Origin of the sequence: Gordonia sp. McavH-238-E (assembly GCF_022348225.1) — a bacterium.
Classification (GTDB): Bacteria; Actinomycetota; Actinomycetes; order Mycobacteriales; family Mycobacteriaceae; genus Gordonia; species Gordonia terrae.
This window is the reverse complement of sequence record NZ_JAKRFE010000003.1, coordinates 300,235-320,708: the sequence shown is the minus strand read 5'-3', so window position 1 is coordinate 320,708 and position 20,474 is coordinate 300,235. Positions and strand designations below refer to the sequence as shown.

The 20,474-nt window shown below is 64.9% G+C and carries 20 protein-coding genes and 1 pseudogene; 9 read left to right on the top strand and 12 right to left on the bottom strand.

From position 1 onward, the window contains the following. Window position 1 precedes the first annotated feature (1 nt). Together MHN80_RS05760 and MHN80_RS05755 are read left to right on the top strand one after the other, a co-directional pair. Complete coding sequence (locus MHN80_RS05760; RefSeq protein ID WP_239400142.1) at window positions 2-901, top strand: LLM class F420-dependent oxidoreductase; 900 nt, start codon at window positions 2-4, stop codon at window positions 899-901. Then, a complete protein-coding gene (locus MHN80_RS05755) occupies window positions 888-1,382 on the top strand; it encodes a nuclear transport factor 2 family protein (RefSeq protein ID WP_239400140.1) in 495 nt (164 codons plus the stop codon). Before MHN80_RS05760 ends, MHN80_RS05755 begins: the two co-directional genes overlap by 14 nt. A gap of 87 nt (window positions 1,383-1,469) precedes the next feature. Here the strand turns inward: MHN80_RS05755 and MHN80_RS05750 are convergent, their stop codons facing one another. From MHN80_RS05750 to MHN80_RS25870, 6 genes and pseudogenes are all read right to left on the bottom strand, one after another. Further along, the gene (locus MHN80_RS05750) at window positions 1,470-1,973 is read right to left on the bottom strand and encodes a MarR family winged helix-turn-helix transcriptional regulator (RefSeq protein ID WP_239400138.1); all 504 of its coding nucleotides are present in this window, start codon (window positions 1,971-1,973) and stop codon (window positions 1,470-1,472) included. Further along, window positions 1,973-2,746, bottom strand: a complete 774-nt coding sequence (locus MHN80_RS05745) for a 3'(2'),5'-bisphosphate nucleotidase CysQ (RefSeq protein ID WP_239400136.1) — start codon at window positions 2,744-2,746, stop codon at window positions 1,973-1,975. Before MHN80_RS05745 ends, MHN80_RS05750 begins: the two co-directional genes overlap by 1 nt. 8 nt (window positions 2,747-2,754) lie before the next feature. Then, complete coding sequence (gene cysC, locus MHN80_RS05740; RefSeq protein WP_239400134.1) at window positions 2,755-4,647, bottom strand: adenylyl-sulfate kinase; 1,893 nt, start codon at window positions 4,645-4,647, stop codon at window positions 2,755-2,757. Next, the gene (gene cysD / locus MHN80_RS05735) at window positions 4,647-5,591 is read right to left on the bottom strand and encodes a sulfate adenylyltransferase subunit CysD (RefSeq protein WP_239400132.1); all 945 of its coding nucleotides are present in this window, start codon (window positions 5,589-5,591) and stop codon (window positions 4,647-4,649) included. The genes cysC and cysD overlap by 1 nt, the downstream gene beginning before the upstream one ends. A gap of 96 nt (window positions 5,592-5,687) precedes the next feature. Continuing rightward, a complete protein-coding gene (locus tag MHN80_RS05730) occupies window positions 5,688-6,215 on the bottom strand; it encodes a transcriptional regulator (RefSeq protein WP_239400130.1) in 528 nt (175 codons plus the stop codon). A 195-nt stretch (window positions 6,216-6,410) separates the two neighbouring features. After that, a pseudogene (locus MHN80_RS25870) lies at window positions 6,411-6,617 on the bottom strand (helix-turn-helix domain-containing protein); the annotation flags it as partial. On the opposite strand from MHN80_RS25870, the gene MHN80_RS05725 reads away from it, so the two are divergent. From MHN80_RS05725 to MHN80_RS05710, 4 genes are all read left to right on the top strand, one after another. Then, a complete protein-coding gene (locus tag MHN80_RS05725; protein ID WP_275447410.1) occupies window positions 6,616-7,917 on the top strand; it encodes a sulfotransferase in 1,302 nt (433 codons plus the stop codon). The pseudogene MHN80_RS25870 and the gene MHN80_RS05725 sit on opposite strands and share 2 nt — an antisense overlap. Further along, entirely contained in the window at window positions 7,914-9,164 is a 1,251-nt protein-coding gene (locus MHN80_RS05720) for an MBL fold metallo-hydrolase (RefSeq protein ID WP_239400128.1), read from the top strand. Before MHN80_RS05725 ends, MHN80_RS05720 begins: the two co-directional genes overlap by 4 nt. Further along, complete coding sequence (locus MHN80_RS05715) at window positions 9,161-9,910, top strand: SDR family NAD(P)-dependent oxidoreductase (protein ID WP_239400126.1); 750 nt, start codon at window positions 9,161-9,163, stop codon at window positions 9,908-9,910. Before MHN80_RS05720 ends, MHN80_RS05715 begins: the two co-directional genes overlap by 4 nt. 116 nt (window positions 9,911-10,026) lie before the next feature. Next, complete coding sequence (locus tag MHN80_RS05710; protein WP_239400124.1) at window positions 10,027-11,034, top strand: zinc-binding dehydrogenase; 1,008 nt, start codon at window positions 10,027-10,029, stop codon at window positions 11,032-11,034. 72 nt (window positions 11,035-11,106) lie between these two features. On the opposite strand, the gene MHN80_RS05705 is transcribed toward MHN80_RS05710, so the two are convergent. Then, on the bottom strand, window positions 11,107-12,024 hold the full coding sequence (locus tag MHN80_RS05705; protein WP_239400122.1) for a LysR family transcriptional regulator: 918 nt from the start codon (window positions 12,022-12,024) through the stop codon (window positions 11,107-11,109). 102 nt (window positions 12,025-12,126) lie between these two features. Here MHN80_RS05705 and MHN80_RS05700 point away from each other — a divergent pair, with 102 nt between their 5' ends. Continuing rightward, window positions 12,127-13,281 carry a TDT family transporter gene (locus tag MHN80_RS05700; RefSeq protein WP_239400120.1) on the top strand — a complete coding sequence of 385 codons (1,155 nt, stop codon included), beginning with the start codon at window positions 12,127-12,129 and terminating at the stop codon, window positions 13,279-13,281. A gap of 201 nt (window positions 13,282-13,482) precedes the next feature. Next, window positions 13,483-14,727 carry an HNH endonuclease signature motif containing protein gene (locus tag MHN80_RS05695; protein WP_239400118.1) on the top strand — a complete coding sequence of 415 codons (1,245 nt, stop codon included), beginning with the start codon at window positions 13,483-13,485 and terminating at the stop codon, window positions 14,725-14,727. A 127-nt stretch (window positions 14,728-14,854) separates the two neighbouring features. Here the strand turns inward: MHN80_RS05695 and MHN80_RS05690 are convergent, their stop codons facing one another. Then, window positions 14,855-16,390: an MFS transporter gene (locus MHN80_RS05690; RefSeq protein ID WP_239400116.1), complete on the bottom strand. Its 1,536-nt coding sequence runs from the start codon at window positions 16,388-16,390 to the stop codon at window positions 14,855-14,857. A 172-nt stretch (window positions 16,391-16,562) separates the two neighbouring features. Then, window positions 16,563-17,357, bottom strand: coding sequence for a VOC family protein (locus MHN80_RS05685; RefSeq protein WP_239400114.1), 795 nt, complete (start codon window positions 17,355-17,357; stop codon window positions 16,563-16,565). A 153-nt stretch (window positions 17,358-17,510) separates the two neighbouring features. Here MHN80_RS05685 and MHN80_RS05680 point away from each other — a divergent pair, with 153 nt between their 5' ends. Continuing rightward, the gene (locus tag MHN80_RS05680) at window positions 17,511-18,080 is read left to right on the top strand and encodes a hypothetical protein (protein WP_239400112.1); all 570 of its coding nucleotides are present in this window, start codon (window positions 17,511-17,513) and stop codon (window positions 18,078-18,080) included. On the opposite strand, the gene MHN80_RS05675 is transcribed toward MHN80_RS05680, so the two are convergent. From MHN80_RS05675 to MHN80_RS05665, 3 genes are all read right to left on the bottom strand, one after another. Beyond that, complete coding sequence (locus tag MHN80_RS05675; RefSeq protein ID WP_239400110.1) at window positions 18,055-18,582, bottom strand: C40 family peptidase; 528 nt, start codon at window positions 18,580-18,582, stop codon at window positions 18,055-18,057. The two genes, MHN80_RS05680 and MHN80_RS05675, sit on opposite strands and share 26 nt — an antisense overlap. A 134-nt stretch (window positions 18,583-18,716) precedes the next feature. Beyond that, a complete protein-coding gene (locus MHN80_RS05670; RefSeq protein WP_239400108.1) occupies window positions 18,717-19,124 on the bottom strand; it encodes a hypothetical protein in 408 nt (135 codons plus the stop codon). Between the two features lie 2 nt (window positions 19,125-19,126). Then, window positions 19,127-20,365 (bottom strand): Rieske 2Fe-2S domain-containing protein, encoded by a 1,239-nt coding sequence (locus tag MHN80_RS05665; protein ID WP_239400106.1) that lies wholly within the window; start codon window positions 20,363-20,365, stop codon window positions 19,127-19,129. Between the last annotated feature and the right edge of the window lie 109 nt (window positions 20,366-20,474).

Here is a 20,474-nt window from a genome sequence, read left to right as displayed (position 1 = left end):
GGTGCGAATCGGGATCACCAGCCCGATCGTCACCCAGGTGCCCGGAGTCGCGGGGGAATGGGAGGCGTCAGCGGGTATCGCCGAGCTCGCCGACATCGCCGCGGCGGCCGACCATCTCGGGTTCGAGTATTTGACCTGTAGCGAGCACGTGGCTGTGCCGACCGAGGTGGCGGCCGTCCGAGGCGGGACATACTGGGATCCGCTGGCCACCTTCGGTTTCATCGCTGCACGGACTCGTCGTATCAGGTTGCTGACGCAGGTGCTGGTGCTCGGCTATCACCATCCGCTCGAGATCGCGAAGCGGTACGGAACCCTCGATGCCATCAGCGGTGGCCGGCTCACGCTGGGCGCCGGAGTGGGTTCTCTGCGTGAGGAGTTCGAGCTACTCGGAGCTGACTTCAACGGTCGCGGCGAGGTCGCCGACGATGCGCTGCGCGCGCTTCGCGTCGCGATGTCGCAATCCGAACCGCGGTACGAGGGAACTCACTACCGTTTCGGCGGAATGCTCATCGAGCCCCATGCGGTGCAGAGTGACGTTCCGATCTGGATCGGCGGCCGTACGAAAAGGTCGTTGCGTCGCGCGGTGGAGTTGGGCGACGGGTGGGTACCGTTCGGTCTGAGCCGCCCGCGGCTGCGAGAGATGCTCGACTCGGTCACGTTACCGAAGAACTTCGAGGTGATCCTGTCGGCAGGCAAGATGGACCCGTCCGCCGACCCGGACCGGGCTCGAATCGAGGTGGCTGCAGCATCGGCCGCCGGTGCCACCGTCGTCGGAGTGACCATCGCGGCCTCCTCCGCCGATCACTACATCGAGCAGTTGGCTGCACTGGCCGAATTGCATGATCTGCCGGGTGGCGAGATCTCGACTACGAGGAAAGAGGATTCGCATGACCTCGCATGAGGATCGTTTGTCAGCGATCGAGGCCAGGCTGCGCCTCATGGAGGACGAGCGGGACGTCGCTCGACTGGTGGCCTCGTACGGACCGCTCGTCGACAGCGGAGACGCAGATGCCGTCGCAGCGCTGTGGACGCCTGACGGTGTCTACGACGTCGACGGGTTGTACATGCAGGGACGCGACGACATCGTCGCGATGGTGAGATCCCGCACGCACCAGGGTTTCATCGCTGGTGGATGCGCTCATTTCCAGGGGCCGGTCCACGTGACCGTGAACCGCGACGAGGCGACTGCGGCCAGCTATTCGCTACTGGTCCTCCATGACGAGAACGGGTTTCGAGTCCACCGAGCGACTGCTCACCACTGGCGGCTCGTCCGGACCACTGATGGTTGGAAGGCGGACCGGCGCACGAGCCGCGCGCTCGACGGAAACCCTTACGCCCCTGGGCTGCTCATCGCAGCAGTGAACGGACAGCCGAACCCCTGATGGAGCCCGGGCCTGGCGGCGACACGGAGATGAGTCGCAGTCGCTGACCGTCGCGTAGGGTCTGACGTCGATGCTCTCTCGGAGTCGTCAGGTGTGCCGGTGGCGGTCACACGCCTCGTTGAATGCGTGCAACTCGGCGAGAAGAGCATCGGCACGGCCAGGACTCAGTTCCGCTAGTACTCGCCCGAGTCGTTCGCCGCACCTGCCGACTTCGTGCTCATACCCGCGGCGACCGGAGATCGTCGGCCGGATCAGTCGGCTTCCGGAAGGACCGACCCAGCGCTCGACGTAACCCAGATCGATCGCGGTGTTCACATGTCGGCTCACAGTCGACTGATCCAGTTGCAACGCCGCTTCCAGATCGCGCTGGGTGTACGGGCGCCCGTCCGACAGAACATCCAAGATGGCGAATACCGATTCGTGCAGATGTGTTGCGGCTGTGAGCCGTTGGCAATGCCGATGCGTGATGTAGAGCTCCATTGCCAAGTCACGGTGCAATCCGGGCTTGGCAACATGCTGGTGTTCCGGCTCCATTGCGTGCGCCTGCACCGGGCCGGTCTCGTGAGACCGGCCCGGCGAAAGCGAGGTCATCAGGCGCCCGCAGGGGAGTGTGCTGTGGTCACCGACAGGATCTTTTCGGTGAGTTCGGGGCGGCAGATGATCACGTCGGGCAAGTAGGTGTCGTCCTGGTTGTAGCGGAGTGGGGACCCGTCGATGCGTCCGCACCACAACCCTTTCGCCCGGGCAACGGCCACGGGAGCCGCGGAATCCCATTCATACTGTCCACCGGCGTGGACGTACGCATCGGCCTCGCCCCGTACAACGGCCATGGCTTTGGCCCCCGCCGAGCCCATGGGCAGCACGTCCCCGCCGAGCGCCTGCGCTACTGCATCCGAGAAGAGCGGGGGGCGTGAGGCACTCACCACGATGCGCGGGGCCCTGTCCTTCGGGCAATTGCTCGAGTCGCCCCCGGGTACCGCCGGCGGGTAGTCGTCGGTGTAGACGATTCCCAGTGCCGGCAGTGCCACCGCTCCCGCGATCAGGTCTGCATCTGCCGACCACAGGGCGACATGGACGGCCCAGTCCACGCGACCTTCCGTCCCGTATTCGCGGGTCCCGTCCACCGGATCCACGATCCACACACGGTCGGCGTCGAGTCGGCGCTTGTCGTCAGTGGACTCCTCGGAGAGCACCAGATCGCCGGGGCGCTCCCGGGCGAGGATCTCGAGGAGAAGAGCATTCGAGCGGGCGTCGCCCTCCTTGCCAAGAGCTTTCCCCGACAAGCCGCTTGTCGATCGGAGCCTCACGAGGAGTTCCCCGGCGGAGGATGCCAACTCGCGTGCCAGCCGTCGGTCCGCGGTCATGTCACGCCTCACAATCCGAGAGCGCGCATCACTGCGTCGGCGACTTCGGTCGGCGTCCCGTCCTGGGGGGTGATGACGATGTCGGCATCGGCGGGTCGCTCATAGGGTGAGTCGATGCCGGTGAAGTCGCTGATCTCGCCGCGTCGGGCCTTCGCGTACAACCCTTTCGGATCGCGGCGCTCGCACACTTCGATCGGGGTGTCGACGAAGATCTGGTGGAAGGCCAGACCCCGCTCGGCGTGGATCTCCGCGGCACGTCGACGTTCCTCCGCGAACGGACTGATCAGCGAGACAATGGCCACGGTTCCCGCGTCCGCGAAGAGTGACGCCACCTCGGCAGTACGTCGGACGTTCTCACGCCGGTCGTCGTCGGAGAATTCGAGATCGGCGTTGAGCCCGTGGCGGAGATTGTCGCCATCCATGAGATAGGCGGGACGGCCTGCGGCGACCAGACGACGCTCCAGTTCCATCGCCACCGAAGACTTCCCTGAACCCGACAAGCCGGTCAGCCAGATGGTCGCCCCTTGATGGGCGCGCTGATCGCGCCCGACCTTGGTGTCCTGCCACACCACATGACTGTCCTTGCTGACCGGCGCAGTGATCATCCCGGCGCCAACGGTCTTGTTGGTGGTCTCGTCGATGAGGATGAAACTGCCGGTCTCTCGGTTCCGTCGATAGGAATCGAACATGAGAGGGTGCTGCGTACGGAGAGTGAGTCGCGCGATCTCGTTCAGCTGCAACCGATCCGCGTTTTCATCGCGGTGCAGCGTGTTGACATCGAGTCGGTAGTTGAGGCCGGTGATGTGCGCGCGGGTCGACCGTGTGCCGCACACGATCTGATAGCGGCTCCCCGTCTCCAAGTCGGTGTCGTCGGAGAACCAGCACACCATTGCGTCGATGTCCCTGGCCACGTGCGGCCGGTTGTTCGGGCGCGCCAGCATGTCTCCGCGCACGATGTCGATCTCGTCGGCGAGTTCGATCGACACTGCCATCGCTGCGAACGCCTCGTCGACCTTGTTTCCCCCGGGGCCCCAGATGTCGGTGACCGTGGTGCTGAAACCGCCGGGCAGGACGACCACCTCGTCTCCACGGGAGAACACGCCGCCTGCAACGGTTCCCGAGTAGGCGCGATGATCGAAACCGTCCTTGCGCTGGGGACGGATGACGTACTGCACCGGCATCCGGGCGTCGATCAGATTCCGGTCGGACGCAATGTAGACGTTCTCGAGGTGGCTGAGCAGCGGACGGCCCTCGTACCACGGCATGTTCGTCGAATGCTCGACCACATTGTCACCCTGCAGCGCCGACATGGGGATGAAGGTCAGATCGGTGACATTCAACTTGGCGGCGAACTTGACGAAGTCGTCGCGGATCTCGTCGAACCGGTCACTGCACCAGTCGACGAGATCCATCTTGTTGATACAGATGGTCAGGTGCGGGATGCCGAGCAGCGAGGACAAGAAGGCGTGTCGCCTGGTCTGCTCCAGTACGCCCTTCCGTGCGTCGATGAGGATCATGGCCAGATCGGCGGTCGATGCGCCGGTGACCATGTTGCGGGTGTACTGGACGTGACCAGGGGTGTCGGCAATGATGAATTTACGTCGTGGAGTGGAGAAGTAGCGATATGCGACGTCGATGGTGATGCCCTGTTCGCGCTCCGCGCGTAGGCCGTCGGTGAGAAGGGCCAGATTGGCGTACTCGTCGCCCCGTTCGGCGCTGGTGCGCTCGATGGACTCCATCTGGTCGGTGAAGATGCTCTTCGAATCGAACAGGAGTCGCCCGATCAGGGTTGACTTGCCGTCGTCGACCGATCCCGCAGTGGCCAGCCGGAGTAGCTCGGTGCCGGCTTCGGTGCCGTCGCGCTCTGAGATGGCCTGCGCAGCATGCGAAGTGGTTGTCATCAGAAGTACCCTTCCTTCTTGCGGTCTTCCATCCCTGATTCAGAGATCCGGTCGTCAGCCCTGGTCGCCCCACGCTCGGTCAGCCTGGTGACCTCGATCTCAGCGATGACTTTCTCTACTGTGTCGGCGGTGCTCTGAACGCATCCCGTACACGTTGCATCGCCGACCGTGCGGAAGCGGACGGTCTCGGTGTGCGCCTTCTCGAACGGATGGACTTCGAGAAACCTGTTGAGCGCCAAGAGCATCCCGTCTCGTGGAATGACCTCACGCTTGTGGGCGTAATAGATCGAAGGGAGCTCGATGTTCTCGGCGGCGATGTACTGCCAGATGTCGAGCTCGGTCCAGTTGCTCAGCGGGAACACCCGGATGTGCTCTCCCTTGCGATGCCTGCCGTTGTAGAGTTTCCACAGTTCCGGTCGTTGGGCTCGCGGGTCCCAGGCGCCGAATTCATCCCGGAAGCTGAACACCCGCTCTTTGGCCCGCGCCTTCTCCTCGTCACGTCGGGCACCGCCGAACACGGCGTCGAACCGGTTCTCGGTGATCCCGCGCAGTAGGGCGGCGGTCTGGAGCCGGTTGCGGCTTGCGCCCGGGCCGGTCTGCTCGGTCACTCGACCCGCGTCGATGTCGTCTTGCACGGAACTGACAAGCAGTCGCACGCCGGTGTCGGAGACCACTTGATCGCGGTACTCGATCACCTCGTCGAAGTTGTGTCCGGTGTCCACATGCATGAGCGGGAAGGGGACAGGCGCCGGCCAGAAGGCTTTGCGCGCGATATGGAACATGACCACCGAGTCCTTGCCCCCTGAGAACAGCAGAGCCGGCCGTTCGAAAGTCGCGGCGACTTCGCGGAAAACGTGCACCGACTCGGCCTCGAGCGCGTCCAGATGCGATAGCTCGTATCTCGTGTCTGCGTCACGTGACGCTACGGCGGCGGGAATGTTCACGACTCTACCCTCACTTCGTCAAATAGTCGTCATTTCGTTCGGCTATTCGGAGCAGCGTAGGTGCCGCCGAGTGGGGCGTCCATACCCGATGTCCACTCACCGGGAGGTGCCGTGAAACGGTGTTCCCTCTGAACTGAGGGGTGCCGATGTGGCGCGCGCGAACTCGACCAAGCTGCGGCCGATCTCGTTGACCTCCTCGGCCGAGACGGAACGATAGAGCTGAGCGGAGACCGTTGCGGTGACCGCGTCCCCGTCCTCGTTCAGCAGGGGCGCCGAAATCGTCGCGAGCGGGGTCGGATCGGTATCGGTCAATTCGCCCTCCAGGTAGTCGACCACAGTGAGCTCTGCGACGGCCGCCGCCAGACGTGTCGAGACCGAGTCGGGTTCAGTCCCCGTGTCGAGGGCCTTGAGTGCGGTGAGTACGCGCAACAACGGGTCGCTCAGCCGCTCGATGCCATATCCGCGCCGCCTTATCTCGGCGAGCACCAACTCGACGCGGGAACCGAACTCGACACCGTAATGCACGGTTTCGGATTTCCATTCTTTCGCGAAGGTTTCCGGTGTCCAGGCGACGAACTCCCGGCCGAACGGCGCGACAAAGGGCAAGCGCGTCCCGGTCGGCACCGGAGGACGGGTCCCGTTCGAAGCCAGGGATTCGACGACGACGATGGAGCGCTCGCGGAGCTGGGACACGCAGACCGGCAGACCCAGGGAGTGGCTCAGTTCGTTCAGGGACTCACGAAGTGTTCGGGGCACGACTTCCGGCATGCCGGCGAGGTTCGCCAAACCTGATCCCAGCGCGTATCTCCCACTGACCGGGTTGCGGTGTACCCACCCGCGCGACGCGAGCGTATGCAGTATCGAGTGCCCGGTGGATCTCGTGATCCCCAGTGCGCGACAGATTTCCGCCAGTGCAAGGGGGCCGTCGGGGGTTCGGGCGAGCAGTTCGACGATGTCGATCACCCGACGGGTCGGCGGGGAGGGCTCTTGACCGGACGTGTGACCGTCATCTACGTTCGAATTCATGTATTCGGACACTACTCCGAATATTCGGATACAGCCATCGAAAGGGTGTCCCGTGGCGACCGTGACAATCGACGACCTTGTATCGCCGGTACTGACTCCGCTCCAGCTACAGCTTATTGCGAACGCCGAGGAGGCTCCGGTCGACCTCGATCCGGACGAACTGCTCGCCGAGGCGTCCAAAGCAACCGGTCTCGGTGACTTCGGTTCGGACGACTTCCGCCCGCGCCTCGACATGTATGTCTCGGCAATCAACGCCGACGACGGCTGCAACAACCTCAATCGAATGACTCTGCGCAGGAGAATTATTCGGCTGCTGTCCCAGCGTCTGCTGTTCAACGATCTGTTGCAGCGCCATCCCGAGATCCACGGAATCGAGATCGAACGTCCACTGGTGGTCGTCGGTCTTCCCCGCTCGGGCACAACTCACCTGGTCAACCTGCTCGCTTCTGATCCCCGCCGACGGGCGCTCCCGTATTGGGAGAGCCAGGAACCGTTTCCGCTTCCCGGAGAGGGACCGGGCGTGGACGGAGTCGACCCGCGGTACGCGCGATGCGCGACCTCTCATCAGCAGGCGGGAGCGCTTCTACCGTTCATGGCCGCCATGCACGACCGGTTTCCCTCTGCGATAGAAGAGGAGGTGGAAATCCAGGATCTCGACTTTTCGAGTTATGTGCTCGAGTGGCACGCTCGGGTACCTGCGTGGCGGGATCACTATCTCACTCTTGACCAGACACAGCACTATGCGTATCTGCGTACTGTGCTCCAGGCCCTCACTTTCCTGCGCGGGCCCCGACAATGGGTCCTGAAGTCGCCGCAGCACTGTGAACAACTAGGACCGCTCCTCGCTACGTTTCCGGACGCCACGTTCGCATTCACACACCGCGACCCGGTCGCGGTGATCCAGTCAGCGGTCACGATGCTCGCATACGGCGACCGGATGAGGCGTCATGCCATCGATCCGGATGACCTCGCCGACTACTGGATCGACCGAATCGAGATGCTGTTGCGATCGTGCGTGCGAGACCGGCATCTGATCCCGCCCGAGCAGAGTCTCGACATTGCTTTCCATGAACTCAACGGGCACGAGATGGACATCCTCGACCAGTTGTACCGGCTGAACGGAACAGATCTCACCGAACCGGTCAGGACCGCATTCAACGCCTACCTGAACAGCAATCCTCGTGGCAGCAAGGGACGTATGCGCTATCGACTCCACGAGGACTTCGGCCGGTCACCAGACGAGGTCCGCGCCAGATTCGACTTCTACTTCGATCGGTTCAACGTGAAGAAGGAATCATGAGCGCTTTAGAGCCCGTCTATCGCAGTCGCCCGGGAGCCGAGGACATCGAGGGTGCGAACGCTCTCGCGGCCGAGCAGGTACATCCAGGGATCTGGATGTCTCCGGGACTGTCCAATTCGTTCCTCATCACCACCACTGATGGACGGATCGTGGTGAACACCGGGATGGCGTTCGAGGCGCCGGTGCACCGGGCCAACTACGACGCCGTGGACACCTCGCCGATCCACAGCGTGATCTTCACCCAGGGTCACTACGATCACGTCGGCGGCGTTGATGTGTTGCGCGACCCGGGCACCGAGGTCATCGCACAGGCGAACTGGGCGGACTGGCGCCGGGACAACGAGACTCTGGCTCCCTTCCGCGCGTCCAACGCCGGGTTCGCCTGGGCGGCCAAGACTCGTGCGTCAGCTGCACACACAGTGGAACGATTCGGGGGCCCGCTGCCGACACAAGGCCGGCCCGAGCCAACCCTCGTCTTTGATGATTCGCTCGAGCTCTCGATCGGCGGCCGGCGGCTCGAGCTCATCTCAACGCCCGGGGCCGAGACCACGGACAGTCTGGTGATCTGGCTACCAGACGAAGGTGTATGCCTGTGTGGCAACGTCTTCGGCGCGCTGTTCGGACACATACCCAACCTGGTGACGCTACGTGGGGATCGTTACCGCGACGTAGGGGTTGTCATCGACACTTTCGAACGTATCCGATCTCTCGGCGCGGAGGTTCTGCTGCCCGGGCATTTCGGGCCGATCACCGGGCGGGAGCGGATCGACTGGGAGATCAGCCGGATGTGTGCTGCATTGACCTATATTCACGACGAGACCGTGAAGGGGATGAACGCGGGCGTGGACGTGCAGACCCTGATGCGAGAAGTGACGCTGCCTCCGGAACTCGAGGTGGGAGAAGGCTACGGAAAGGTCAGTTGGAACGTTCGCGCGATCTGGGAGAACTACGCGGGATGGTTCCATCATCGATCGACGACCGAACTCTATCCGTTCGATCCCCTCAGCGTGACCGCTGACCTGTACGCGGCCGTCGGCGTCGAACCCGCGATCAAGCGCGCAGAAGAGCTACTCCTGTCGCAGGACTCGGTAAGGGCGATCGCCCTCGCCGAGTCCGTTCTCGCGGTGGAACCAGAGAACCCCCGTGCCAGTTCGGTACTGGTCGAGGCTCATCGTCGACTCCTGTCGGAGAGCAGCAACTTCTGGGAGTCGGCCTGGCTGAACAAGCAGATCGAGGCGAATTCATGAACAACACACTCTCTTTCGACTTCACCGGGACGTCTGCGATCGTCACGGGTGGTTCGAGTGGAATCGGGTACGTGACGGCGCGACTGCTGTGCACTGCGGGGGCGAATGTCACGGTGACGGGTACGAAACCGGACGCCTCGCACTACTCCGTCGACATGTCGGACCTGACGTACCGGCAGCTCGACCTCTCGGATTCCGAGCAGATCGATTCGTTTGCAGCCGAAATCGACTCGGTTGACGTCCTGATCAACAATGCGGGAGCAAACTTCGCGGCACGCGAGGCGATGACGGCCTTCCCGGAGTTCGAATCGGCTGTCAGAGTGAACCTGCTGGCACCCTTTCGTCTGACCGGCGCGCTACACGACGCGTTGCAGGCCTCCCAGGCGGCCGGCGGCGCCAGCGTGGTCATGTTGACCTCGATGTCGGCCATCCGTGCGTCCACTTCGGTACCGGGTTACGGATCGGCAAAGGCGGGAATCATTTCCCTCACTCAGGATTTGGCGTCCGCCTGGGCCTCCCATGAGATACGCGTGAACGCGGTCATGCCGGGGGTCACCGAGACTCCGATGACTGCCCCAATGGAGCATCGTCCCGAACACAAGCAGGCACAACTCGCACACATCCCGATGGGTCGCTTCGCCACTCCAGAGGAGATAGCCGATGCCATCTTGTTCCTCTGTACCCGTAATGCCGCCTATTGCACCGGCACCGTCCTCACTGTCGACGGTGGGTACAGCACCGTCTGACGACGACCGGGCCCGAGCGGCACCGGCGTCGCCATACCGAGTACTACCGAACAGCATCATCGCCACCCTGCGGGTTGCTGTGCGGCCCAACAAAACACTGCCTGAGGAGAGTGAAGATGCGCGCGCTCATCGTTAGCGGAGCCGGTGCTACGTCGGTCGTGAACAAACCGGTCCCGGAACCAGATCCGCACGACGTACTGGTCAAGATGCGTGCATGTGGGATCTGCGGAAGTGATGCGTTCTACATCTCGATCGGGGGTCTACCCCCTCACGTGGGCTCGATGGCTCTCGGTCACGAGCCGGCCGGTGAGATCGTCGCGGTCGGTGAGAAGGTGGAAGGGCTCGTCGTCGGTGATCGAGTTGTGGTGAATCCCATGGCCTCTGACAGCGATGTCATCGGCAACGGTGGGTCTTCCGGTGCGCTTGCGGAGTACCTTCTGGTCCGGAATGCCAGCCTCGGCGGCAACATTCACACAATGCCTGACCACGTGCCGTTCGAAGTCGCGGCGCTGACCGAGCCCATGGCTGTGGCCGAACACGCGGTCAATCGGGTGTCCCCGCGCATCTCTGACAAGGTCGTGGTGTTCGGTGCGGGCCCGATCGGCTTGGGCGTGACCATCGCCTTGAAACAGGCGGGAGTGCAACACGTCACTGTGGTCGATGTCATCTCCGGCCGGTTGGACAAAGCCTCCCGGATCGGCGCCGATGCGGTGATCGATTCGAGCGAAGTGGATTTCGCCGAAACGCTCATCGCGACGCACGGTCCGGCAGCTTCCCGGGCAGATCGAGCCGACACGGACATCTACATCGACGCGGCCGGCGCGCCGGCGGTGATCGATTCCGCCATGAAGACCGCGAAACGAGGCGCGACTCTCGGAGTGGTCGCGGTGCACAAGCAGCCGGTTCCCATCGACCTTCTCGCAGTGATGGGCAACGAACTGACAATCGTCGGCGCCATGGGCTACCCCACCGAGATCGCGCTGGCGGCAGAGAGAATTGCCGACGACTGGGAAAAGTACGCGGTGATCATCAGTCACACCGTGCCCTTCGATCAGGTCGACGAGGCAGTTCGATTGGCGTCGACGCCGGGAGCTGCCGACAAGGTTGTCGTGACTTTCGACTGATTGACGATACTCGGTTCGAGACGTGTTGTGAGCCGACGTATTCGGGCATCTGCAGCGGGTGCTCGACCGTGCTCAGCTGCGACCGATGTGCGCGAGGAAGTCGCGCGCGGCACCGGCACCCGGTTGGGCGCCCGACAACCAGACCGCGCGCAGGGGCCGGGCGAGGTCGAGGTCGGCGATCGGGATATGGGTCAACCGGTGCCCGAGGTCGTCGGCCACCGAGAGGTTGCTGAGGACCGCCGGACCGGCGCCGGCGATCACCGCCGCTCGCACCGACGCCGTCGTGGACAGTTCCAGGACGGGTGGCGCGGCCTCTCGTCCGAGGCCGAGGGGCCTGGCAAGGGCGCGCTCGAGAAACTCCCGGGTGCCTGAGCCCTCCTCACGCGTCACCAGTGGGGTGCGGGCGAGATCGGCGGCCGTGACCGGCCGCCGCAGCCTCGTCCACGGATGACCCGGTGGTACGACGAGGATCAGCTCGTCGCGCGCGACGGTCCGGCTGCGCAGACCGGTCTGGACGCGGGACCCCTCCACGAAGCCGAGTTCGACGTCGCCGGCACGGACTAGGTCGTACACGTGATCGGAGTTGGTCGCGGTGAACGACACCTTGGGGGCGGGCTGATGCTGGGCGGCGAACGAGACGAGCCAGCGGGGGAGAAGATGCTCGGCCACGGTGAGACTGGCGGCCAGTCGCAGCTGATCGCGCCTCTCGAGGCGTAGGGCGGCCAGCCCAGCGTCGAATTCGCCGGCCAGGGTCAGCAGGCGGTCCGCCCATTCGGCGACAAGTCGCCCGGACTGGGTCGGCGCCGATCCGCGCGGAGTGCGCGTCAGCAGAGCGACGCCGAGCTGCGTTTCCATCGCGCGGACGCGCGCCGACACCGCCTGTTGGGTGACGCCGAGCTGGGCCGCGGCGGCGTTGAGGCTCCCCGTCTTGACCACCGCCTGCAGGGTCTCGAGGGACGCGAGGTCGGGCATCCGCGGACTCAGCACCATCGCTCGAGGATACAAGCACCGTTGGTACCCCGGGTACAAACCACGTTTGTACCCTGCCAACGTTTCGGGTCCTACCGGCGTCGTGGGTTTCGCGAGATCGTGATGGACATGACCACGACCACTGCCTCCGCCGGACTCGCAGCACCGGACCTCGGGACCGCCACCGGCCGTGCAACGGGGCAGCGCCAAGCCTCCTACGTGCCGCCCAACTGGTTCGCCGCGGTGATGGGCACGGGGATCATCGCGATCGCCGCGCACAGCCTGCCCTGGCAGCCCACGGGTCTGGCGGAGGTGGCAACCGTTTTCTGGCTGTTGGCCTCCGCGGTGTTCGGCGTCGTGCTGGTCGCCACGATCCGACACTGGATCCGCGACCCGGAGGTCGCCCGCGGTCATCACGCCCACCGCGTCGTCGCCCACTACTACGGGGCCGTACCGATGGCGATCATGACGGTCGGGACCAGCACGATGGTCGTCGGAGCGACGGTGATCGGCCAGGATCTGGCGCTGGGGATCGACCTCGTGTGCTGGGTCGTCGGCACGATCGGTGGGGTCGTCACCGCGGTGGTCATCCCGTACCGGCATCTCATCGTCGGGCGCCCGTCGGTTGGTGACGCGTTCGGCGGTTGGCTGATGCCGGTCGTCTCCCCGATGGTGTCGGCGTCGGCGGCCGCGGTGCTCACCCCGCAGTTGTCCGCGGGTTGGGCGTCGCATCTGGTGATGGGGATCGGTTGCGCGATGTTCGTGCTGGCCGCACTCGCCTCGCTCCCCATTCTCTGGGTGTTGGCGGCGCGGCTGCGTACCGGCGACGTCGGCGCCGCGCACATGGTCCCCACCTGGTGGATCGTCCTCGGACCGCTCGGCCAGTCGGTCACTGCGGCGTGCCTGCTGGCGCACGTCGCACCCCATGTCGTCGACGCGCCCATGGCTGAGACCTTGCATTCGTTCGCGGTCGGTTATGGCCTCGCCGTCTGGGTGGCGGCCACCCTCTGGATCGGCGTGGCTGCTCGGCTCACCGCGCGGACCCAGAGATCGGGGATGCCGTTCGCGATGACCTGGTGGTCGTTCACGTTCCCGCTCGGCACCTACGTCACGGGTTCGAGTGCGCTGGCCCTCACCGTCGGCGGGACGGTCTTCGAGGTCGTGGCCGTCGCCGGGTTCGCAGTCCTCGTGCTGGCATGGAGCGTCGTGGCGGTCCGCACTGTCCGCGGGGTGGTTTCGGGAGAACTCCGCCGCGCTCCCGCGGTTCCCGTGAAGTAGAGGTGCGCTGAATTCGGTGTTTGTGGGCTACCCGCACGGGACCTCTTGGTTGCTGTGACTGGTGGGGATTCTGTTCACCACAGTTCACCACGGTTCACCGCTGGGACGTGAGTGACAGCTACTGCTGTGCAACCGGATTCGTTGTCATCGCGGTTGTGGATGAATCTCGTCGTCGAACGTTTTGGCGAGTACCTTGGTGTCATGCCCTCGATCAACGCACTCCGCGACACCCTCACCGTCCTGCGACCACCGCCCGACGACGGCAGCGGCCGTGCCCTGCACGAACGACTCGACGAACTACGGATGTTGCGCAACGTGCTCGATCACCAGATCGCAGTGCACGTAGCACTATTCGACGCCACGGGTGCCGCAATACGGGCGGGGTCGACCACACGGAACGCACTGATCGAAATGGGCATGCCACCCGCGGCCGCGCACCGCTATGTGCGCATCGCCGGCGGGCTGGAGTCGGTGCCGAAGGTCGCCGACTGCGCGGCGGAGGGTTATCTGTCTGCCGAGTGTGTCGATGCAGTGATACGCGGACTAGCACTCATCGACAAACGTTCTGCCACAACGCCGTCCGACGACGATCGCAGCGGATACGAGAGTGAGTTGCTTGCGCAAGCGTTCTCCGGCGCCACCCCCGCCCAGATCGACGACCACGCCCGCGGGATCGCCACTCGTCTGGCCGCCACCGACCCCAGCATCGTGGCAGCGGCCGATGACGCATCGCTGAACACCCTGCACACCAGGATCACCGACGAAGGCCGGGTCGCGATCACCGGAGACGTGACGGCGGTGATCGGGGAGAAGTTCGTGTCCATGATCGACGAACGATCCTGCCCGCGTTCGGAACCCGACGGCGCGGCAGATCGTCGCGGTGCAGCCGAGCGCCGCGCAGATGCACTGGAGTTGCTGTTGGATCAAGCCGCGATCGGTGCGGCGATGACCTCTGCGGGTGCACCACGCACCCAACTCTTGGTGACAATCCCCGCCGACGGCACTGATCCGGCACGGCTGCCGTGGATGGGGGCGGTCTCAGAGTCGACGACACGGCGACTGTCCTGTGATGGTGGGGTGGCCGAGATCGTCCTCGACGACGAAGGCGTTCCGCTGCGGATGGGAACCACGAAACGGCTGTTCCCCCACCATCTGCGGCAGGCGATCATCGTGCGCGATCAATGTTGCGTGAAATGTGGTGCCCCCGCAGCACATACTCAGGTTCACCACCTCGTGCACTGGGCCGATGGTGGTCCCACCGATCTCGACAACGGGTGCCTGCTTTGTCAACGCTGTCACACCCAGGTGCATCACCACGGCTGGCAGGTGGTGATGGGACCCGACCGGCACCCCTGGCTGATCCCACCCGCCGACATCGACCCGAAACGCCTACCTCGACCCGCCTACAACCGACGCACCATGCGACTCGACGACGCCCTCGTCTGACCGCCCCGCCCACAGTCCCTTCGGTGTCGACCCCGGCGCCGTACGACCTTTGACAACTCCACAGTGTGTAACAGGCACGCGTCCAATCGATTTCGTAACGCGAGTGGGTCTATGGCGCGCATTCGCGCTACGAGATCCCGGTGGGCGCGGGTTGCGGAGTGTGCGCGGGGACGGCTGGCGGTGGTGCCTCATGCATCCGGTCCACGTCCTCGAGGCTCAGTCCGGTGGTCTCGACACGGAAGGTCCACGTGACGAACGCGCCCAGCAGCGACGTGCCGGCGAGGAGCAGCACGATGATCGCGGTGCCCCAGGCGTCGAGGAGGATCGGGAAGAGGAAGGCGGTGAGAACTGCGCCGATCTTGGCGACCGAGGCGGCGAGGCCCGCGCCGGTCCCGCGCAGCGAGGTGGGGAAGACCTCGCCGGCCAGCAGATACGTCATCGAGTTCGGACCCAGGTTGGTCATGAGATTGAACAGCATGAAGCCGCCGAAGACGAGGACGACCTGCAGGGTGCCGTCGAGCAGGGTGGAGGCGGCGGCGATCACCAATCCGACCGCACAGCCGAGGAAACCGAAGACCTGCAACCGGATTCGGCCGAACCTGTTGACGAGGTAGATCGCCAGCACGATGCCGATGAGCAGGAAGGCGTCGATCAGGACTGCGCCTTCGGCGCCACGCATGTCATCGGCCACCACGCCGCTGACGGTCGAGTCGTCCGCGGCGACCGTTCCGATCGTCGCGGCGATGATGGTCGGGGTGAAGATGCCGATCCCGTATGTTCCGAGGTCCTGGAGAAACCATGGGATCGAGGCCAGGATCGTCGAGCGGCGCCAGGGCCGGCGGAACAGTGCCGTGACATCGGTGGTCGAGGTGGCGCCCGGCCCGGGTCCGTCGTGGCGCGTGAGGGTGACGGTGGTCGGGTACTGCGGTCGGCGAGCCAGTAGACGTTTCAGTTCGTACTCCGCCTCGTCGACCCTGCCCGTCCCGAGAAGCCAGTGCGGGCTCTGCACGACGAAGAGCCGGCCGACGACCACCAGTACGGACGGTACGACGGCCACACCGAACATCCAGCGCCAGTCCGACAACTCGTCGCGATTGCCGAGGATGATCACTCCCACCAGGGTTCCGGCGAGTGCGCCGACGGCTTGGAAACCGAACGCCGCCAGCACCCCTCGATCCCGGATGCTGGTCGGCATGGTCTCGGAGATCATGGTGTGGGCGGTCGGGTAATCGCAGCCCAAGGCCAGTCCCATGCCGATGAGACAGACCACCAGCATCGAAAAGCCGGTGCTGAGCGTGACGCCCACCAGGAAGGCGGTGAACAAGACCATCTCGGCCAAGAACATCTGGCGGCGGCCCCACCGGTCGGAAAGTCCGCCGAGGGCCGACGCGCCGACCATGATGCCCAGCAGCGGCGCGGCCGTTACGACGCCGGACTGGGCTGAGCTGAGCGCGAATTCGTCGATGATCAACGGCAGGGCCACGCCGACCATGAAGACGATCATGCCCTCGAGAAACTTCCCCGCGGACGCGAGCAGCCAGATCCGCTTCTGCATCGCGGTCATCGCACCGGCGGTGGCGGGCGTGCCATCACGCCAGGTGGGGACCTCGTCGAGGTAGCTCTGCACGGAGACGGGAGGGACGGCCGAATCGTGTGCCGACATGCGAATCCTGTTCTACGCCGACGATTTCCACGCGGGATGACGGTGAATCGTGTCTGTGGAAGTCGGACGCTACAGGGTGCCGTCGGCCATCGCGTTGCGGCGGGATGAACGTTTGACGCCGTGCCCTGCGCGGTAGGACTCGGTGCGCACCGAGTCCTACCGCGGCCGCACGTCACATGCCGGCGGGTGGATGTCCCAGACAGATCAGGGCGCCCATCGGATCCTTGATCGCGGCCAGCGTCCCGTACGGGGTGTCCTCGCCGGCCATGAGGATCTCTGCGCCCAGCGATTCGGCCTGCTTCACCGTGGCAGCGACATCGTCGACGGTGATGTAGACCTGCCAGAACGACGGCACCCCGGCCGGGAAGAGCTTGACCGAGTCCATGATCCCCGCGTACGACGCCTCACCGTAGAAGATCTGGCCGTAGCTGTCGGGCCCGACGGCGTCCGGGTCGCCACCGGTGCCGACCTCCTCTATGCGCGCGCCGAGCACGGTCCGGTAGAAGTCGACGGACTTGGCGTAGTCCATGCTCTGACACTCGAACCAGTAGGGCGTGCCGTGGTCGCCGAACTCGGTGTATCCCTGATGATTCTTCGGCTGCCAGAACCCGATCGCCGCACCCGCGGGATCGTTGGCCACCAGCATCGTGCCCTCGTCGCCGATGGCCATCGGCGGCACCATGATCGAGCCACCCGCAGACTCGACGGCCTTGACCGTGGCGTCGGCGTCTTCGGTGTGGAGATACACCGACCAGATGTCGGGCGGCCCGGCGCCTTCCATCACCGGGCTCAGACCGGCCACCCGCTTCCCGTTCTTGTGGAAGTTGCGATAACCGCCCATCTCCTCGTCGGGGGCCTCGGCCTCCCAGCCGAAGATCGCGCCGTAGAACTCTTCGGCCCTCGCGGTGTCACTGCTCATCAGGTCGAACCAGATCGGTGCCCCGGAGGGGGCTGCATACTCGGCCATTGCTGGGTCCTCTTTCTTGCTCCGCGTGAACTGGTGGACGACTGCCCGTCGACACTTCTGACTGACAGGGTCGCGCAAACTCATCGGTCGCGGACGGCGTTGCGAAGAGTACGATTCATATCCACCGACGTCGGCTCATGGCACCCTGATCGGATGACCAAGCATGCAGGGACGGTCGAACGACTCCGCGGCCTCGCGTGGCCGACGATGCTGGCGGGTGGTCTGCTGCTGGTCCTGCTGGCGCAGGTGCAGTGGGGCAGCACCGACGAGGGCGTGGAGCCGTCGATCACCGGGATGGGACGCGTCACGATCCTGGGCGCCAGCGACGACGATGTCGCGTTCTTTTTCGAGGACAACACCGGTCGCCCTGGGCTGAGCGTGGTGGTGCTCGGTGTGGTGATCGCTCTCGTCGGCGCCCTCGGCTGGTGGCGCCCACGCCTGCGGCCCGCCGCCATCGGACTGATCGGACTCGCCTCGATCATCGTGCTCGTCGTCGGCATCCGGACGCTGAACGACCCGGCCGCGCAGCTGTTCTCCGACCGCGTGTCCGAGGCGCTCGACGCCGACCTCCCCGAGATGCAGGCGGGTTATGGATTGATCGGGACCGTCGTGGTCGCGATCCTGCTCCTGGTGGTCGTCGGATTCTGGGTGCTGAGCACGGTGTGGCCGCGTGCGGGTGCCGCCGAGGGAGCCGAGGTCAACCGAACCGACGAATCGTCTTGATGTAGCCCATGTCCTTCAACTTCGTGAAGCCGATGGGGACGCCGTTGGGACCGTACGCGTTGAACACCCGACCGGCGCCCGCGTAGATGCCGACGTGCCCGGCGTCGCGGCCGAAGATGATGATGTCGCCCGGTGCGAGGGCGCGGAACGGGATCGCGTGTCCGACCTTCGCCTGTTGTTGGCTGGTCCGGGGGAGCTGGACGCCGGTCGTGTAGAACGCCCACCGCACCAGCCCGGAGCAGTCCCACGAGTGCGGGCCGACGCCGGCCCACATGTACGGCTTGCCGATCTGGGTGATCGCCGCCCCGAGTGCGTTGAGGCCGACGGTGGTCGGCACCGGCAGATAGATGGGAACCGAGCCGGAGGAATCCGACGAGCCCGCGGCTGCGGCGCGACCGGTGTCGAGGAGAGGGGAGCCGGCAAGGGGAACACCGACCCACAGCGCGGCAGTGAGTGCGATGGTGCAGGTCACGCGCGTGGTGCGCGTCATCGAAACGGACATGACGACAGCTTGGCCGAGGCGGGTCGGTGTGTCGTCGGTCGTTCTCCAGGTGTGACGAACGTGTGACCGCTGTGATGCTTGAGGCTTGTGTTAACTAATGGTGCTGCGGGTGTGATTAATTACCGACGCCCCGATCACCAGTAGCCGTCCGGATCCGACGCGGGCGACTCGGCGGGGATGATGCCCTCGCTGACCCCGTGGTCGATACTCGCCGACAACCGGGCGCAGGTCGGCATCATCGCGCCGGGGAGCAGCGGGCCGTTCCCGTCGTCGCCCCCGGCGCGCATCTGCTCGAGGCCGAGACAGCGGTCCCGGGCGTCGGCATTCCACTGCACGCTGGTGTGAAACGAACTCGTCTTCTTCACCAGCACGCACGCATGGCATGCCCGACACTCGATCTCGCGCATCCCGCCCTGCAGATAGTGCTCGCGGTCGCGGCGGGTGGCCTCGTGAACCCGGGCGAGCCGGTCCGGATCGTCGTGGAAGTCGGGCGCCTTGGCCCAACGGTCGGAACCCACGCGAACCCCTGCTGCCCGGGTCATCGTCAGACCTCGGCCTTTTCGGCGGAGTCCGAGGCCGCGGATTCGGTCGCCTTCTCGGCCTCTTGGCGACGCAGGTTCTCCTGGATCTCCTCGTTCCAGCTCTCGAGGGCCTTGGAGGTGTCGATCTCGTACTCGAACCGGCCGGTCATCTCGTCGGTGACCTCGGCCTTGTCGACGTAGAACTGGTCGTACCAGCGGCGGAGCTGGTAGACCGGGCCGTCCTCCTCGACGAGCAGGGGATTGTCGATACGGGTCTTGTTCTTCCAGATCTCGACGTCCTGCAGGAAGCCCACCTCGACGCCGGCGCTGATCTTCGTCGCCATCTTCGACGCCTGCTCGGCGGTCAGGCCCTCGGGGACCTTCGCCATCACGCCGTACATCAGGACGAAGGAGTTCTCGTCGATGGGGTAGTGGCAGTTGGTGAGGATGGTCTCCACGGCGTATCCGCCGTAGTACTGGATCATCGGATTCAGCATGTACGACGGCCCGTAATACGCTGCGATCGATTCGAGGCGGCTGTCGTCGTAGTTGGTGCCGAGGGTGACATCGGGCCGGCCGTGCGAATTCATGTACTGCGCCGCGATCTCACCCTCGAAGACGTTCTTGAAGTAGTCCGGGAGAGCGAAGTGCACGTAGTAGAAGTGCGCCATGTCGACGACGTTGTCGATGATCTCGCGACAGTTGGACCCTTCGATGACGATGCGGTTCCAGGTCCATGGCGTCCACTCGTCGGACCCGAACTCCTCGAGTTCGGGAATGATGCACTCGTCCGGGGGAGGGTTGCCCTCGGGATCGTTGTAGACGAAGACCTGGCCGTTGCGGACCATCGACGGCCACGAGCGGGTCTTGGCGAGCTTCGGATTGCGCTTGGCGTAGGGCACGCCGGCGCAGCGTCCGTTGCCTTTCCACAGCCAGCCATGGAACGGGCACGCCACGTTGTCGCCGGACAGTCTGCCCTGGGAGAGGTCGCCGCCCATGTGTCGGCAGAAGGCGTCGAGTACGTTGACCTCGCCCTTGGTGTCCACCCACGCCACCAGCTTGGTGCCGAAGATCGTGACCGAGTGGGGCTTGCCGTCGGAGAATTCCTCGAGCAGTCCGAGGCAGTGCCATCCCCGCGCGAAGCGGGTGGGTGGCGCACCCGTGTCGATCTCCCGGATGCCCACGTCCGCCCCGTCGGAGGCGGCGGCTGCGCTCGGCGCACCGGGGCTGCTCGGGGTCATCGTCTCGGGTCCTGAAGACATGTGCCCTCTCCTGTCTGTGGCTCGTGTCGCGTCGAAGAACTGTACCCAATACTAGAACACGTTTCAGATTTGTCAGCCCGATCGCCTCCTTCGAGGGCGATCGGGCCTG

Excerpts from the sequence above, each read along its gene's own strand:
- MHN80_RS05755 (WP_239400140.1), top strand. The coding sequence starts at position 888 with ATGACCTCGCATGAGGATCGTTTGTCAGCGATCGAGGCCAGGCTGCGC.
- MHN80_RS05750 (WP_239400138.1), bottom strand. The coding sequence starts at position 1,973 with ATGACCTCGCTTTCGCCGGGCCGGTCTCACGAGACCGGCCCGGTGCAG.
- MHN80_RS05745 (WP_239400136.1), bottom strand. The coding sequence starts at position 2,746 with ATGACCGCGGACCGACGGCTGGCACGCGAGTTGGCATCCTCCGCCGGG.
- cysC (WP_239400134.1), bottom strand. The coding sequence starts at position 4,647 with ATGACAACCACTTCGCATGCTGCGCAGGCCATCTCAGAGCGCGACGGC.
- MHN80_RS05725 (WP_275447410.1), top strand. The coding sequence starts at position 6,616 with ATGTATTCGGACACTACTCCGAATATTCGGATACAGCCATCGAAAGGG.
- MHN80_RS05720 (WP_239400128.1), top strand. The coding sequence starts at position 7,914 with ATGAGCGCTTTAGAGCCCGTCTATCGCAGTCGCCCGGGAGCCGAGGAC.
- MHN80_RS05715 (WP_239400126.1), top strand. The coding sequence starts at position 9,161 with ATGAACAACACACTCTCTTTCGACTTCACCGGGACGTCTGCGATCGTC.
- MHN80_RS05710 (WP_239400124.1), top strand. The coding sequence starts at position 10,027 with ATGCGCGCGCTCATCGTTAGCGGAGCCGGTGCTACGTCGGTCGTGAAC.
- MHN80_RS05705 (WP_239400122.1), bottom strand. The coding sequence starts at position 12,024 with ATGGTGCTGAGTCCGCGGATGCCCGACCTCGCGTCCCTCGAGACCCTG.
- MHN80_RS05700 (WP_239400120.1), top strand. The coding sequence starts at position 12,127 with ATGGACATGACCACGACCACTGCCTCCGCCGGACTCGCAGCACCGGAC.
- MHN80_RS05695 (WP_239400118.1), top strand. The coding sequence starts at position 13,483 with ATGCCCTCGATCAACGCACTCCGCGACACCCTCACCGTCCTGCGACCA.
- MHN80_RS05690 (WP_239400116.1), bottom strand. The coding sequence starts at position 16,390 with ATGTCGGCACACGATTCGGCCGTCCCTCCCGTCTCCGTGCAGAGCTAC.
- MHN80_RS05685 (WP_239400114.1), bottom strand. The coding sequence starts at position 17,357 with ATGGCCGAGTATGCAGCCCCCTCCGGGGCACCGATCTGGTTCGACCTG.
- MHN80_RS05680 (WP_239400112.1), top strand. The coding sequence starts at position 17,511 with ATGACCAAGCATGCAGGGACGGTCGAACGACTCCGCGGCCTCGCGTGG.
- MHN80_RS05675 (WP_239400110.1), bottom strand. The coding sequence starts at position 18,582 with ATGTCCGTTTCGATGACGCGCACCACGCGCGTGACCTGCACCATCGCA.
- MHN80_RS05670 (WP_239400108.1), bottom strand. The coding sequence starts at position 19,124 with ATGACCCGGGCAGCAGGGGTTCGCGTGGGTTCCGACCGTTGGGCCAAG.
- MHN80_RS05665 (WP_239400106.1), bottom strand. The coding sequence starts at position 20,365 with ATGTCTTCAGGACCCGAGACGATGACCCCGAGCAGCCCCGGTGCGCCG.